At 58.2% G+C, this 13,960-nt stretch carries 10 protein-coding genes; 6 read left to right on the top strand and 4 right to left on the bottom strand.

The window, feature by feature from the left end:
• Window positions 1-325 precede the first annotated feature (325 nt).
• Window positions 326-712, top strand: coding sequence for a hypothetical protein (locus tag EOE18_RS10785; protein WP_127709345.1), 387 nt, complete (start codon window positions 326-328; stop codon window positions 710-712).
• A 247-nt stretch (window positions 713-959) separates the two neighbouring features.
• Here EOE18_RS10785 and EOE18_RS10780 read toward each other — a convergent pair whose 3' ends face one another.
• The gene (locus tag EOE18_RS10780; RefSeq protein ID WP_127709343.1) at window positions 960-1,568 is read right to left on the bottom strand and encodes a hypothetical protein; all 609 of its coding nucleotides are present in this window, start codon (window positions 1,566-1,568) and stop codon (window positions 960-962) included.
• 106 nt (window positions 1,569-1,674) lie between these two features.
• Window positions 1,675-2,166 carry a hypothetical protein gene (locus tag EOE18_RS10775; protein ID WP_127709341.1) on the bottom strand — a complete coding sequence of 164 codons (492 nt, stop codon included), beginning with the start codon at window positions 2,164-2,166 and terminating at the stop codon, window positions 1,675-1,677.
• Window positions 2,167-2,566: 400 nt separating this feature from the next.
• Between EOE18_RS10775 and EOE18_RS10770 the strand changes: the two genes are divergently transcribed.
• From EOE18_RS10770 to EOE18_RS10750, 5 genes are all read left to right on the top strand, one after another.
• Entirely contained in the window at window positions 2,567-5,320 is a 2,754-nt protein-coding gene (locus EOE18_RS10770) for a class I SAM-dependent DNA methyltransferase (protein ID WP_127709339.1), read from the top strand.
• A gap of 63 nt (window positions 5,321-5,383) precedes the next feature.
• Window positions 5,384-5,677 (top strand): type II toxin-antitoxin system RelB/DinJ family antitoxin, encoded by a 294-nt coding sequence (locus EOE18_RS10765; protein WP_227711292.1) that lies wholly within the window; start codon window positions 5,384-5,386, stop codon window positions 5,675-5,677.
• Window positions 5,661-5,981 (top strand): type II toxin-antitoxin system YafQ family toxin, encoded by a 321-nt coding sequence (locus tag EOE18_RS10760; protein WP_127709337.1) that lies wholly within the window; start codon window positions 5,661-5,663, stop codon window positions 5,979-5,981. Before EOE18_RS10765 ends, EOE18_RS10760 begins: the two co-directional genes overlap by 17 nt.
• Window positions 5,978-8,044, top strand: coding sequence for a DEAD/DEAH box helicase (locus EOE18_RS10755; RefSeq protein WP_127709335.1), 2,067 nt, complete (start codon window positions 5,978-5,980; stop codon window positions 8,042-8,044). The genes EOE18_RS10760 and EOE18_RS10755 overlap by 4 nt, the downstream gene beginning before the upstream one ends.
• Entirely contained in the window at window positions 8,037-9,233 is a 1,197-nt protein-coding gene (locus tag EOE18_RS10750; RefSeq protein ID WP_127709334.1) for a GIY-YIG nuclease family protein, read from the top strand. Before EOE18_RS10755 ends, EOE18_RS10750 begins: the two co-directional genes overlap by 8 nt.
• Before the next feature lie 16 nt (window positions 9,234-9,249).
• Here EOE18_RS10750 and EOE18_RS10745 read toward each other — a convergent pair whose 3' ends face one another.
• Both EOE18_RS10745 and mobF read right to left on the bottom strand, forming a co-directional pair.
• Window positions 9,250-10,830 carry a nucleotidyltransferase domain-containing protein gene (locus tag EOE18_RS10745; protein ID WP_127709332.1) on the bottom strand — a complete coding sequence of 527 codons (1,581 nt, stop codon included), beginning with the start codon at window positions 10,828-10,830 and terminating at the stop codon, window positions 9,250-9,252.
• Between the two features lie 112 nt (window positions 10,831-10,942).
• Window positions 10,943-13,957, bottom strand: coding sequence for a MobF family relaxase (gene mobF / locus EOE18_RS10740; protein WP_127709330.1), 3,015 nt, complete (start codon window positions 13,955-13,957; stop codon window positions 10,943-10,945).
• Window positions 13,958-13,960: the final 3 nt, after the last annotated feature.

Genomic DNA, 13,960 nt, shown 5'->3' with positions numbered 1-13,960 from the left:
GGATAGGAACGACCGGGTCTGGCGTAGACTGACATTCCCGGCACTGCCTTGGAAAGGCACAAGCTGGTCGGCAGCCGGCACCGCTGAGATCAGGCCGCTGATGGCGGCTTTGCCCCGCTTCTGGAAAATTGCTACCGTTCTGCAACCGACCCCAAATCGACGTTCAGCCAGCCAAGACTCTTGCTAAGCGATTGCACAATTGGCAGACTGAAGCTTTAATATAGTTGTTTCCCGTATTTAATCGGAGAAGGTCGTGAATAGCTTGATTCGTGCTTCGGCTCTTTGCACAGCCTTAGTCGCATTAACGGGCCAAGCTCCTGCGCCTGTGTCTATCCCCGACGATAGAGCCGACTTTTGCACCCGGCTCGGCAGGAATATGGGGCTTGATGAAGCAAAACTCGGCGAAAAGAAGGGTGGGTGGAAAGCGAACGCACTGAACTTTGGCCAACGCTTCCTCGTCGGAGGCACTGCATCAACGTCGGTTGATGCAGTGCCTATCGAGCCCTCGACTGTTGATGACTACAAGCGGGCCAGCGAGATGTGCGCGGCGGAAGGCAAAGGCGCGGTTTGTCGTCTTGTTGGTCCAGTCAATTTTAAATTCAGGTGGAAAGGTAGCAAGACCGTAACCCCTGTCCTGCCCGCTGAGACAGCCGTTGTCAGCGTTGAGGGGATTAAAACCACGTGCCAGCTGGGGAATACTGACCCGAAATAACGAGAGCCTTTCAGGACAGGCAGGGCGGCAGCTATCCACCCATTCTCGGTCATGAACCGGACCCACGCGTGATCCCGAAAGCGGAATGGCCGATTCGGGGAAACAGGACGTTCGATCAGGGGGCCGTGAACGACCGGCTCTGGTCGCGTGCTGCTGCCTCTGCGCCGCGTGGGGATCGCCCCAGTTGCCGCCGTTCCCCGGCAGCATGGGCTGCGAGTTGAGCGGGACGCGAAAACAGTTCGGATTTTCAGTCGAGCCAGAAAAATGGTCGTGGCTCTGCAGCTTTCCGATTGCCGATGTCGCGTTTAATCGCCGCGATCGTCTTTTCATTCGTGAGGCACTTGATCGCCTCTTGCAAAAGCGTGGGATCATCCGGCCCGACCATGGCAATGGCGTTCCTTATGTTTCTCGTTTGTCGCCACGCAAGCGCAGGCTCCGTCGCTTTTACCAAAGCGTGGAAAACAGGCTCCCACAGGTCCCGGTCAAATGGCTTGGCCGCCTGGAAGAGCATCAGCAATGCCTCCGAACGTCCGCCCATGTTCTCGATGTTATTCGCCGCTTCGGTGTATCGCGTTAGGAGCCTTTTTGCCGGGGTAGGGTTTCCCAGCTCTAAATACGCGCGTATTGGCCATGCCGACACTGCGACGCGCTTGTACCAGTCAACTTGCGAATCTGACGCTTTGATCGCTTCGCGTAGAAGTTGTTCATAGTCGTCATTCGGCCAGTATCGCGCAATATAGGCCAGTGCTTGGCAGTTAAACCACGGATCTTCAATTGCACGAGCAATCGATAATGCCTTCTTTGGGTCGCTCACTACGAGGTTGATCGCGAGCTGTCGTTGGCCTGTTGGAGTCATGGACATTGAAGTCTTATCGCACGGCAAAGGCTAACGTCCGCTAACCACCAAATTTCGACGAAAAGCGCCTTTCCGGACACGGTGCTAAAGGCGACATTGATTTTGGTCAGCTGATCCAGGTTCCTTCGATGCCCTCCGGCGCCATTTTCCATTGCCCTTCTGTTTTTCGGAATCGAGCTACTGCCCCATAACCACATAAAGGGCATCGGTCGCTGAAATTGACATACGCCTCGACATACCGTTTATCCTGAAACTTGAACTCAACGAACTGAGGTTTCTCAAAAACGATGGGATGGTGGCAGTTAACGCCAGCCTGCGCTTTGTTGAAGGCCGCCAAAGCTGTGCGCGGCAATGATGCAATTTCTGGAGCTGGAAGCAGTCGGTAGCGAAATTTTTGATCGTTTGGCGCAGTGATCCAACCGTCTTTTCCGATCTGACCCGCCCACTTTTCCGCATTGTCTTCAAGATCGGGGCGAATACAATAGCCTGCAAGAAGCTTCTTATTTGCTGCTTCTGCAGTCAATGTCAGCACATTTTCAGTGTCGCGTACACTGATCGAGGTATCTCGTGCGCAGCCATTCGCAAGAACTGGTGTCATTATGATGGCCGTTTTAATCCAATCCAGCACCTTTATGTGCGAAATTCTGGGGCATAGGGTGTTCATTGGAGGGACTATGCCTGCGCTACCGCGAAAAGCAACGTCCACTCCCCCTAACGTTCCCGCCGCAGCGACCGTTACGCGGGAAGGCCGCTTGCAGTCCTTTGTTCATGAGAGCCCGGAAGGGCAGCTATTCGTTTAACCAGACCTTCTCGGCGCTGCCTCCGAACGTCGTGATCTGGTCGGAGGCTTCCTATGGCGTCCCCCGCTGGAACGGCCACTTTCAATCCTTCGATTTATGCAACCTATCGTTCCGACCGCCCCCTTGAAGTGACCATAGACGGAATAAATGTGCGTCGCCGACTTGCCCCACCACGAACCATCGACCTAATGTCGAACCATGAACGCCGTTGAAATCGAACAAGCCATCACCGACCTTGCCTCCGCTGCGTTTGATGCGGCGGAATTTCCGTATGCCTTTCTGGAGGCCTTCGGAAACAAAGCCACCACGCTCAAGAAGCTGCGCACTGGGGCGTCGAACGGTTCGGACGTGCCTGGCGGCGTTCTTCAGCGCAGCAACATCCACATAGCCACCTGCCCCGCGGGCGAGGTTGATGCCACGCTTCAGGCCCTGCGCGCCAGCCCCAAGACCCAAGCTGCCAAGGCCAAGTTCATCCTAGCCACCGATGGTGCGGACTTTCAGGCAGAAGAGTTGGCCACCGGCGAAACCGTCGCCTGCCAATATGCCGATTTCCCCAATCACTTCGGCCTGTTCCTGCCTCTGGCAGGCATCACCACGGTCAAGCAGATCCGTGAGAGCACCTTTGACATCCGGGCGACGAGCCGACTCAATAAGCTCTATGTCGAATTGCTGAAGGACAACCCCGACTGGGCGGCTGCCGAGCGCCGGGCCGACATGAACCATTTCATGGCGCGGCTGATCTTCTGCTTCTTTGCCGAGGATACCGACATCTTCAACGGTCAAGGGCTGTTCACGGCCACGGTCGACCGCATGTCGGAACGCGATTCCAGCAACACGCATGAGGTGATCAGCACCATCTTCAAGGCGATGGATACGCCCACGCGCCATGAGGGCAAGCTGGATGACCGCTATCGCAAGGCCGCAGGCACCCCACGCTGGGCGGACGTGTTCCCTTACGTCAACGGGCAGCTCTTCTCGGGCAGCACCGATGTGCCGCGCTTCAGCCGCATTGCCCGGTCCTATCTGATCCAGATCGGCAATCTGGACTGGCAGAAGATCAATCCTGATATTTTCGGCAGCATGATCCAGGCTGTGGCCGACGATGATGAGCGCAGCGCGCTGGGCATGCATTACACCAGCGTGCCCAACATCCTGAAAGTGCTCAACCCGCTGTTCCTCGACGATCTGCGGGCGGCGCTGGAGGAAGCGGGCGACAATCCGCGCAAGCTGCTCAACCTGCGCAACCGGATGGCGCGCATTCGCGTGTTTGACCCGGCTTGCGGCAGCGGTAATTTCCTTGTGATCGCCTACAAGCAAATGCGCGAGATCGAGGCAGTCATCAACGCACGGCGCGGCGAACCGGACCGCAAGAGCGTGATCCCCGCGACCAATTTCCGGGGCATCGAACTGCGCCCCTTCCCCGCTGAGATCGCCCGCCTTGCGCTGATCATCGCCGAGTTTCAGTGCGATGTGCTCTATCGCGGGCAGAAAGAGGCGCTGGCCGATTTCCTGCCTCTGGACAGCCAGAACTGGATCACCTGCGGGAATGCGTTGAGGCTGGATTGGTTGAGCTTAATGGATGTTCAATCCACAGGCGTAAAAATCTACGCTGATGATCTCTTTGGTAGCCCGCTTGACCAAGCCGCCATCGGTTTTGAACACCAGTCTGGCGAAACCTATATTTGCGGCAATCCACCATATCTTGGCGGAAAAAAGCAAGATGAGGGACAAAAAGCCGATATGGCTGCGGTTTTTGGGCGAGATTTCCCATTCAAGAATCTTGACTATATTTGCGCTTTTTTTGAAAAGGCTACTTCATTTCTTAATGAAGCAGACGGCTTGGCATTTGTAACTACCAGTTCTATCAACCAAGGGTCTCATGTTCCGACTCTTTGGCCGCGACTAATCAAGAGCGGTGTCCGGATAAAATTCGCATACAGACCCTTTAAGTGGGCTAACAATGCATCAAACAATGCCGGTGTTTTTGTAACCATCCTCGGCCTTTCAAAAGCCGCAGGCGGGAAATCTAGCATCTATGATTTAGACTCTCGTCGTAACGTGGAGCACATTAATAGCTATCTGGTCGCGGGATCCGAGGTCATCGTCGAAAAAGCAAGCTCGCCAATTTCAGATATAGCTACAATTATCACTGGGAATGCAGCCTACGATGAGCAGCACCTCAGGGTCGAAAACACGGAGCGGGTTTTAATCTTGGAACAAAATCCGAGAGCAATTAACTTACTCCGACCCGCCGTAGGCACATCTGAATTGCTCAAAGGAGTGCGTTCAGAATGCCTTTGGATTGATGATGGTGAATTGCCTTTCGCAGAATCTGTTCCCCTGATCGCTCAAAAAATTGCTGCGGTTAGATCATACCGAGTAGGTGGTGGCGAAGTTGCTCGGACGCTTGCAAAGCGTTCTCATCAATTTCGGTTTCGGAATACAGCACGCGAAAAGCAGATTGTGGTTCCACAAGTATGCTCCGCCGACGGCTCATACCTTCCTGTCGACCTGCTGCCGCCCCACGTCATCGTCACGCATCTAGCTCATGTGATGTTTGATGCGGACCATTATAATATTTCGCTAATCTCTTCTCGCCTCCACTTTGTCTGGGCGACCACCCTTTCGGGCAGGCATGGAAACGGGCTGCGATACGGCTCAAATCTTTGCTGGAACACCTTCCCCGTGCCCAAGCTGACCGAGCAAAACAAGGCCGACCTCACCCGCTGCGCCGAAGACATCCTGTTGGCGCGCGAGGCGCATTTCCCGGCCACCATCGCGGATCTCTATGATCCAGAGAAAATGCCGGAAAACCTGCGCCACGCGCATGAGCGCAATGACGAGGTGCTGGAGCGCATCTACATTGGCCGACGGTTCAAAAACGACACGGAACGCCTGGAAAAGCTGTTCGATCTCTACACCAAGATGACCGGCGGCAAGACTGCGGCATGAGGGGTGCTCGGTTGACTTTTGGCGCCTTTGGCGTATCTCTCATTTGAGATACAGGAGTTCCCAATGAACGCACCTCATGTGCCGTCTCAAAGCTCCATGCTGCATATCCGCATGGACAATGAGCTGAAGGCCAAAGCCACGCAAGCGCTGGCAGCCATGGGGCTGACGGCTTCCGATGCCGTGCGCCTGCTGTTCCACCGGATCGCGGTCGACCAGGCGTTCCCGCTGGAGCTGAAGGTGCCCAACGCCGAAACCCGCGCCGCGCTGGACGAGGCACGCGAGATCATCGCCCAGCGCCGCGCCCGCTTTACCGATCCTGATGCCATGTTTGCCGAACTCGATGGCAAAGAGGGATAAAGCGGCGACCCTGCCGCGCACGTTCGATTTGGCCAAGGCATTCAGGAAAGACTGGGAGCGTCTCTCGCGGTCTGGCCGTTACGACATGCGCCAGCTCAAAGAGGCCATGCTGCTGCTGATCGCGAACGACGCCCCGCTGCCTCCTGAGTGGCGAGACCACGCGCTGAAAGGCGAATGGGCAGGCACGAGAGAATGCCATATCGGCGGGGATTTCCTGCTGATCTACGAAGTGGACGACACAGCGGGACCGGGCGGAACGCTCGTCTTCGTGCGCGCCGGAACCCATAGCGAGTTGTTCAAATGACCCAGAATGCCGACATCATCCCCACCGTCACATTCCGCCCCGCTGGCACCGGCGCCAGCGCCAAGCCCAATGAACTGGGTATGCGCGAGATGCAGGCTCGTGCCTTTGACAAGCGCGGCGAGCAATATCTGCTGATCAAGTCGCCGCCTGCCTCGGGCAAGTCGCGAGCGCTGATGTTCATCGCGCTGGACAAGCTAACCAACCAGGGGGTGAAAAAGGCCATTGTCTGCGTGCCGGAACGCTCGATTGGGGCCAGCTTCAACAGCGAGCCGCTGAGCAAGCATGGCTTCTGGGCCGATTGGGAAGTCGCACCGCAGTGGAACCTGTGCAACGCGCCGGGTGCCGATGATCCCAAGGTGGCCAAATCGAAGGTGAAGGCGGTCGGCGAGTTTTTGGCCAGCGACGCCCGAGTGCTGGTCTGCACCCATGCCACCTTCCGCTTTGCGTTTGACGAATTGGGTGTCGAGGCTTTCGACGATGCGCTGATCGCCATCGATGAATTTCACCATGTCTCGGCCGACGCGGGCAACCGCCTGGGGGCGCAGCTTGCTCAGCTTATCGGGCGCGACAAGGCCCATATCGTGGCCATGACCGGCAGCTATTTCCGCGGCGATGCGATCCCCGTGCTGGCGCCTGACGACGAGGCCAAGTTCGAGACAGTCACCTACACCTATTACGAGCAACTCAACGGTTACCAGTATCTCAAGGTGCTGGACATCGGCTACAGCTTCTACACCGGTCCCTACACCGATAAGATCTCGGCGCTGCTGGATCCGACCGTCAAGACGATCGTCCACATTCCCTCAGTCAATTCGCGCGAAAGCCTGAAGGACAAGCATCGCGAGGCCGAGGACATCATGGGTCACCTCGGCGAATGGCAGGGTGTTGATCCAGAGACCGGCTTCCACATGCTCAAGACTGCGGGCGGCGCGACGATCCGCGTGGCAGATCTGGTCGATGACGATGCCTCCAAGCGCGACCGCGTGGTCGCCTCGCTGAAATCCGCCGCTGCGCGCAGCGACCGGGACTTTGTCGACGTGATCATCGCGCTGGGCATGGCGAAGGAAGGTTTCGATTGGATCTGGTGCGAGCATGCGTTGACCGTCGGCTATCGTTCCAGCCTTACGGAAATCATCCAGATCATCGGCCGGGCCACCCGCGATGCACCAGGCAAGACGCGGGCGCGCTTCACCAATCTGATCGCGGAACCGGCTGCGGACGATCCGCTGGTGGTGGATGCGATCAACGATTACTTGAAGGCGATCGCGGCCAGCCTGCTGATGGAGCAGGTGCTGGCGCCCCGTTTCGAATTCACGCCCAAGGATGCTGGCCCCAAGCCCGGTTTTGAATATGGCCCTGATGGCTATCAGGAAGGCGCCACCAACATTGGCGTCAATTCACAGGGCCAGATGCATTTCGAAATCAAGGGCCTCAAGCTGCCAACCAGCATCGAGGCAACGCGAATCTGCCGCGAGGATCTGAACGAAGTGATCGCCAGCTTTGTGCAGGACAAATCCATTCTCGAGCGCGGAATGTTCGACACCGAGGTGGTGCCCGAAGAGCTGACCCAGTTGAAAATGGGCAAGATCATCCGCGAAAAGTTTCCTGAATTGAGTGACGAAGATCAGGAGGCGGTTCGTCAGCACGCCATTGCCGCCCTAACCCTGACCCAGCAGGCCAAAGCTGCCATGGTCGGCGATGTGGTTGATGGAGAGTTTACGGGCAGCACCGCCTTCATCGACGGTGTGCGCAAATTTGCGCTGAGCGTTACTGATCTCGACATCGACCTGATCGACCGGGTCAATCCGTTCGACGCGACCTATGCCGTGCTGGCCAAGGCGATGGATGAAAAGACCCTGATTCAGGTGCAGGCGATCATCAACGCCAAGAAAGAAAAGCTAACCTATGAAGACGCACGAATGCTGGCCGAACGCGCGCTGGAATTCAAGCGTGAGCGAGGACGCCTGCCCTCGCTGACCGCGCAGGACGCCTGGGAGCGCAAGATGGCCGAAGGCATCGCGTTCCTGCAACGCCATGCGGCAAAGGCAGCGGCCGATGGCTGAGCTGAGCGATCTTGAACTGTTGGCCGAACTCGGCGTCGAGACGGCACCTGAACCCAAGCGCGCACTGACGCCGCTTCAGGAGCGGATCATTGCTGGCTTTGAGGACATCCAGCGCTTTGTGGCTGAGCATGGGCATTTGCCAAGACACGGCGATGACCGTGACATTTTCGAGCGCCTCTATGCGGTGCGGCTAGACCGCCTGCGCAGCCTTCCGGAAGCGCGCGAATTGCTGGCCAGTCTTGATCGTGAGGGCCTACTGGATGGCAATGGCCAAGAAGCCGCAGCGCCCCAAGAATTGGGCGACGATGCCCTGCTAGCGGAACTTGGCATTGCTCCCGGAGCATCTGACGACATCACCCAGTTGCGCCACGTGCCTCCCCGTGCAGAAAAGCGCGCAGCCGAAGAAATCGCCAATCGCGAAAAGTGCGAGGATTTCGAGACCTTCAAGCCGCAATTTGACAGGGTGCAGGCCGAACTGGCAAAGGGTGCGCGACAGGCCAAGGTGATTGACCAGACCGAGGTTACCCTTGCCGAGATTCATCCTGGCAAGCTTTTCATTGTGGCCGGGCAGATGGCCATGATCGCCGATACATCTGATGAATTTGTCACGGATTACGAACGCAAGGATCGGCGCGTGCGAGTCATCTATGACAATGGCACCGAAGTCACCATGCTGGCCCGGTCGTTCCAAAAGGCGCTCTATCGCGATGAGACTGCGCGGCGTATCACAGACTTGAGTGCAGGCCCGCTGTTTGGCGATGTGGCCGAGCCTGATGATCTAGCCAGTGGGACGATTTACGTCCTGCGCAGCAAGTCGGCCCACCCCTATGTCGCCGAGCACCGGGAACTGATCCATAAGATCGGCGTGACAGGCCAGAGCGTCGCGCATCGTGTGGCCAATGCGCGCAATGACCCGACCTTCCTGCTGGCTGATGTCGAGGTTGTCGCCGAATACCAGCTCTTCAACATAAACCGCACCAAAATGGAGGGCCTAATCCATAAAGCCTTGGCGGCGGCCCGGCTTGACCTGGCTGCCGGTGATCGCTTCGGCCGGACCGTCCAGCCGCGCGAATGGTTCCTGATCCCGTTCCAGGCGATCGACGACCTGATCTCCCGGATCAGTGACGGAAGCGTCACACAGGTTCGGTATGATCCAATGGAGGCCAGGTTCGTCCCTGCCGAAAACTGACCTCCACCAGCTTGGGTTAGGAGGCTTGGCGGGCAGGCTCGATGTAATGATAGAATCGTAGCGTTTCATCGAGACCAGCCATCGGTCGCCGCTTGGCGGCGATGGTATGTGCCAGCGACGCCAGCTTCCTTGCTTCACGCCCGAGGATGCTGCGGGTTTTGAAGAAATGGCTGCCCCGTTCCTCATACTGTTTGATCTGGATCCGCTCAGTCATGGTAAGCTCGAGCATTGCAGGCGATGCCATGGTTGCGACCGAGACTCGCTTGCGCAAAGCCTCATCCATCGAAGGCTCCAGAATGCCAAATTCGATGGGCCATGGCGCGACCAGAGACTCGGGCTTGTCCTCTGGAGAAAAGGCGGTCGAGACCATGCAGCGCAACTCGCCGAAGTGCTTGCCCATATGCCTGTACCAGCGCAACGCGAAGTCGACGATCTTCACAAGCGTTGGGAATATGCGGCTATCGCCCTCGCAAACGATATCGTGGTTCACGCCAAGGCGGGCATTGCCGACAATGCTCCGGTTGTCCGATCGTTTAGCATTGACTTCGATCATGACTTGCCGGGGTGCCAAAACGTCGAGTTTAACGCCAATCCAGTAATCACGCTGTGGCTCCAGTGCCTGGCTCACCGTTGCCCGAAAACTGCTGTCGAATTTGAAATCGACGGGCCGTCGTGAATGGCAACTGGCCAGATAAGCCGACACGCCGGATTTGGACATGCCGACAGTCTTGGCGATCAGTTCGATCGGCGCACCGCGCAGCCACATATGCAACGCCTGTTGTAATGCGCTCGCACTGACATAGGCCTCTCTAGGCGCCTTGGCAGGCATTTCCGGAAAATCGATTCTGTCTCCATGGCGCTTGGCGAGCCAGTTGAAATCGCTCGCCGTTTCAGCAGTATCAGTTGAGAATTCTGCCTCTTTTACCGCGGTATCGAAGGGCACTTCACGCTCCTTCTCGACGTCATAGGCATAGACCATCTGATAAGGTGCATTGAGCGCGCGCAGGTCATCCTCGTCATGAAGGGAAAGCTTGCGGGACACCTTTTTCAAGCGTCGCAGGATCTGCTTGCGGGACCAGAAGAGCTGGTCGACATAGTCCATGCCCACAGGCGCCTCCTTGCATTCGGCATGTTCCAGTTCCTTAAAGACATCGCTGGGCAGGACGCGCCGTTCAACCAGCACCACCATATCAACATCGCCAACGGTTTCATCGTACGAACCAGTGAGCACACTGCCAAAGAGCCGGATCTCCTTGATCCGCCGAGAACGCTCCGGTTCACTGTTGATGGCTCTCGCCATTTCAATCACTTCGTCCACAATGCGGCGACCTTCCTCACGCGGAAAGCGCGGCACAAGCGGCGTTGCAAGGAGCCGGTGGCCCCGGTCAGAGACCATCCAATGGTCGATATAATCGCGTGTGCCGTTGAAACAAATCCAACCTGCTTCACACAAGGCAATCAGCGTCTCGCTCGCCTGACGCACATCTATACCCAGCTTCTTGGCAGCACGCAGTGTGCTGAAATCATTCCTGGCAAACAGGTCCTTGAGTTTCGCCGGACGCAGGCCACAAATCGTGTCTTTTGCAGAAATCCGCATAAATCATCCTTTGCATCAGTGAGAACACTGCCCAGAGTTGAGCAGGCGTGAGGCCATTCCCCATGGTGAGGCCCCGCCCGCGGAAGAGCGGCCGACATGACGCCGGCCCGGGTCAGAGTCCCAACTCCATCGATTTTTCCGGGCCGATGGTGGGCTGCTCAGGCTGAGGCACAGGCGATGCTTGCCGACCTAGTCGGCTGCGGATCGTCGCAGGATCGATCGCGAAAGTAACATTGCGCGCGCCATCACCTGCACTTGCCGGCGTCCCTTCGCCTCGGCCTCGGCCGTCTGGTGATGCTGCGCTTGGAGCCCTGCCGACATGTTCAAGCGCGCTGGCCTTGTCCCCAGCGTTGCTCTCGACCGCGCGCAGCAGGGCGGCGCGATCGTCAGTGAAGACGGTCAGCTCGTCGCGAACGCGGGTGGCCATCACATGGGTCAGGCGTTGGTTGGAGAGATGGCGCTCGGCAGAATGCATGACGCCGATGCCATTGTCGGTCGTCATGCCCTGCGCCTGATGCATATTGATTGCGTAAGCGAGGCCGAGGCGTGAGAGCATCTTGTCGCCATGCGGCAGCAACATGTTCACACCTTCACCTGTCCGCATCTCCACACCCTCACGTGTGATGGTGACAACCCGCGCCTCAGCGGAATTGAGCAAACCCCGCTGCTTGTCATTGGCAGTCCAGCGAATGCGATCGCCTTCATAAAGGACCAGGTTCTCGCGCTGGGAGAGAGTCAGGCTGTCATGCTTGTCGCTGGGATCAAGGCGATCAGGCCTGAACTTGATGGTCCGCCCTTCGCTATCGCGCAGGCTGACGACACCCTTGGTAGAAACGCGGGTCACTTCATAGGTGCCAGCATCCAAACCAGCGGGCCGATGCTTACCGATCACTTCCAGAACCTGGCCGGTCCGATAATTCTGGGCGAAGCGCAATTCCTCGCGGGTGAGATGAAGGCTTTCAAGGCGGGTGATGGCCATACCCTCTCCGCTGAGCGAACCCTCGGCCTTCAGGCCTTCCTGTACCAGCGCATTGAGCACTGCGCGGCTCTCACGGCCGGAGGCATAGAGCGCGGTTCGCTCACGGTCCTCAGCCGATAGTTCCAGCCACTTGCGGGCTGCCGCTTCCCGAAAATCACTCCCTGCACTTACAACGCGATCCCCCATAACCTTGAAGGCAGACGCGAAATGGCCCGATCGGGTGAGCGCAGCGACCGCTTTCATGCTCTCCGTCCTTTGCCGCTGGCTGGTCTGAAGTTCGGTCAGTGCGGGCCGGTGCTGCTGGATCAGGGTGAAGGCCTTGCCGGCATCGATCGGCTGCAACTGCGCACGATCTCCGATCATCACCAGTCGATCCACCCCCAGTCGATTGGCGATGGTCACCAGATCATTCATCGGCTTGTTCGCTACGAGCGAGGCCTCATCGAGGATCAGCATTGTGCCCTTGAGCATGGCGCGGGATGCGTCAAAGCCTGCCCCTTGGCCTGCCAAAGCCGCACGCAGATGCTGGTTCACGAAAGACGAGACTGTCCGGGCCTCGATTCTCGCCTCGCTTTTCAACATCTCCACCATGGTATTAGCCTGCGCAAGGCCAAGCACCTGCCGCCCCTCGCCTCGAGCAACTTGCGCCAGTGTCGAAACGAGCGTGGTCTTGCCTGCCCCGGCCACACCCTGGATCACCACAACACGGTCGCTGCTCGACAGCGCCATGATGCCGGCGCCCAACTGCTCCTCATTGAGCGGTCGCGAACCGGCTTGCTGCTGGAGGCGGATGGCGGCCTGATCTGCAGGGAGAACTATCGGTGCGTTTCCCCGCCCGGCATCGAGCCCTTCAAGCAAGCGCCTCTCTTGCGCGATATGCTCGGGTGTCGTGACATGGGTGGTGGTCCCGTCGGGTCGACCCACACTGCCAAAGATCAGAAGGCCCTTGTGCGCGAGAGCCTGGACTCGCGCCTCGACATGCTCGATGGTCACACCTGAAAGCCCCAGATTCAGCGCTGTACGGGAGACCTCGTGGATCGGAAAGGCTGCCTCACGTTGCCCCAAGATGCGAACCGCAGAAGCGACCGCCATTTCGGCGCCGATTTCAGCGGAGGACAGTCCCAACCGCGCCAAGCCCCGCGTGAGCAACGGATCTCCAGGCTTGAGCCATTCACGCAGCGCTTCTCCCCAACCGGCCGCTGCTTCCATCACATGGCGCACAGCCCCGGCCCCGAAAGGCCTACGCGCTGCCAGCCCCACCCTCGCCTCGGCCTCGGTAACGACGGCCTTGCCATCAAACCCCAACGCCGCAGCCCGCTCCCCCCACTCCGCGCGAAGACCATCGCGGTCGTCCAGATTGATCTTGTCATCGCGGGTGCGCTTGGTGATCTCGCGCATCAGTTCGGGATTTCGGCCATCGCGCCCAAGGTCTGATGCCTTGGCAAGAATGTCCTCGCGCCGCTGGCTGAAGGCCGTGAGAATGTCCTTGGGAATGCCCTCGATCTCGAACTGGCCGTGCTTTCCGGTCTGAAGGGTCTGATAGCCGAGTTCTTCGACGATCGCCCGCAAGGATGCGTGATAGACGCTGCCGATCAGGGAATTGTTCTTCCAGAGTTCGTCGTTGAACAGGGCCTGCCAGTTGCCTGCAACCTTGGTCAGATTGGCGATGACCACATGGATATGCGCCTGCGGGTCGAGCTTGCGGCTCGTGTCATGCTGGAACAAGGCATAGGTCAGATGCCCGGTACGGATGGGATCGCCTTTGGGATTGTCCACATAGGACCGCCCCTCGGCGAAGGTCTTCTCGACCCACCCCATCGTCTGACGAACCGCCTGCATGTGGGCGGCGAGCAGGCGCTCATCTCCTGCGACATAGGCAAGGACACTGGCGGATTTTGGCATGGAGAACGTCAGGTCAATACCCGCTCTGCGCCTTTCGGGATCACCGACTTGCTCACCGTCGGGTAAGCGGCCCTTGAGGAGATCCTCGAAGGCCTTTTTCTCTACCTCACCGGAAAGGCCGAGTTCGGCGGCGCCGTTTCCACCCCAGCCACTGACCTCGCTGGCGTGCTCGCCAACGTAATAGTCATCCTTGGCAAAATAGTTTGCAGCGCCGCCCGCGGAACGCACAGATGCAACCGAGAGCACGGG

The sequence above is a fragment of the Novosphingobium umbonatum genome (genome assembly GCF_004005905.1).
Classification (GTDB): domain Bacteria; phylum Pseudomonadota; class Alphaproteobacteria; order Sphingomonadales; family Sphingomonadaceae; genus Novosphingobium; species Novosphingobium umbonatum.
Note: the sequence above shows the minus strand (reverse complement) of the source record. Positions and strands in the feature narration are given on the sequence as shown.

Bases quoted from the DNA above. Each gene is read 5' to 3' on its own strand.
- EOE18_RS10780 (WP_127709343.1), bottom strand. From the start codon at position 1,568: ATGACTCCAACAGGCCAACGACAGCTCGCGATCAACCTCGTAGTGAGC.
- EOE18_RS10775 (WP_127709341.1), bottom strand. From the start codon at position 2,166: ATGACACCAGTTCTTGCGAATGGCTGCGCACGAGATACCTCGATCAGT.
- EOE18_RS10770 (WP_127709339.1), top strand. From the start codon at position 2,567: ATGAACGCCGTTGAAATCGAACAAGCCATCACCGACCTTGCCTCCGCT.
- EOE18_RS10765 (WP_227711292.1), top strand. From the start codon at position 5,384: ATGAACGCACCTCATGTGCCGTCTCAAAGCTCCATGCTGCATATCCGC.
- EOE18_RS10760 (WP_127709337.1), top strand. From the start codon at position 5,661: ATGGCAAAGAGGGATAAAGCGGCGACCCTGCCGCGCACGTTCGATTTG.
- EOE18_RS10755 (WP_127709335.1), top strand. From the start codon at position 5,978: ATGACCCAGAATGCCGACATCATCCCCACCGTCACATTCCGCCCCGCT.
- EOE18_RS10750 (WP_127709334.1), top strand. From the start codon at position 8,037: ATGGCTGAGCTGAGCGATCTTGAACTGTTGGCCGAACTCGGCGTCGAG.
- EOE18_RS10745 (WP_127709332.1), bottom strand. From the start codon at position 10,830: ATGCGGATTTCTGCAAAAGACACGATTTGTGGCCTGCGTCCGGCGAAA.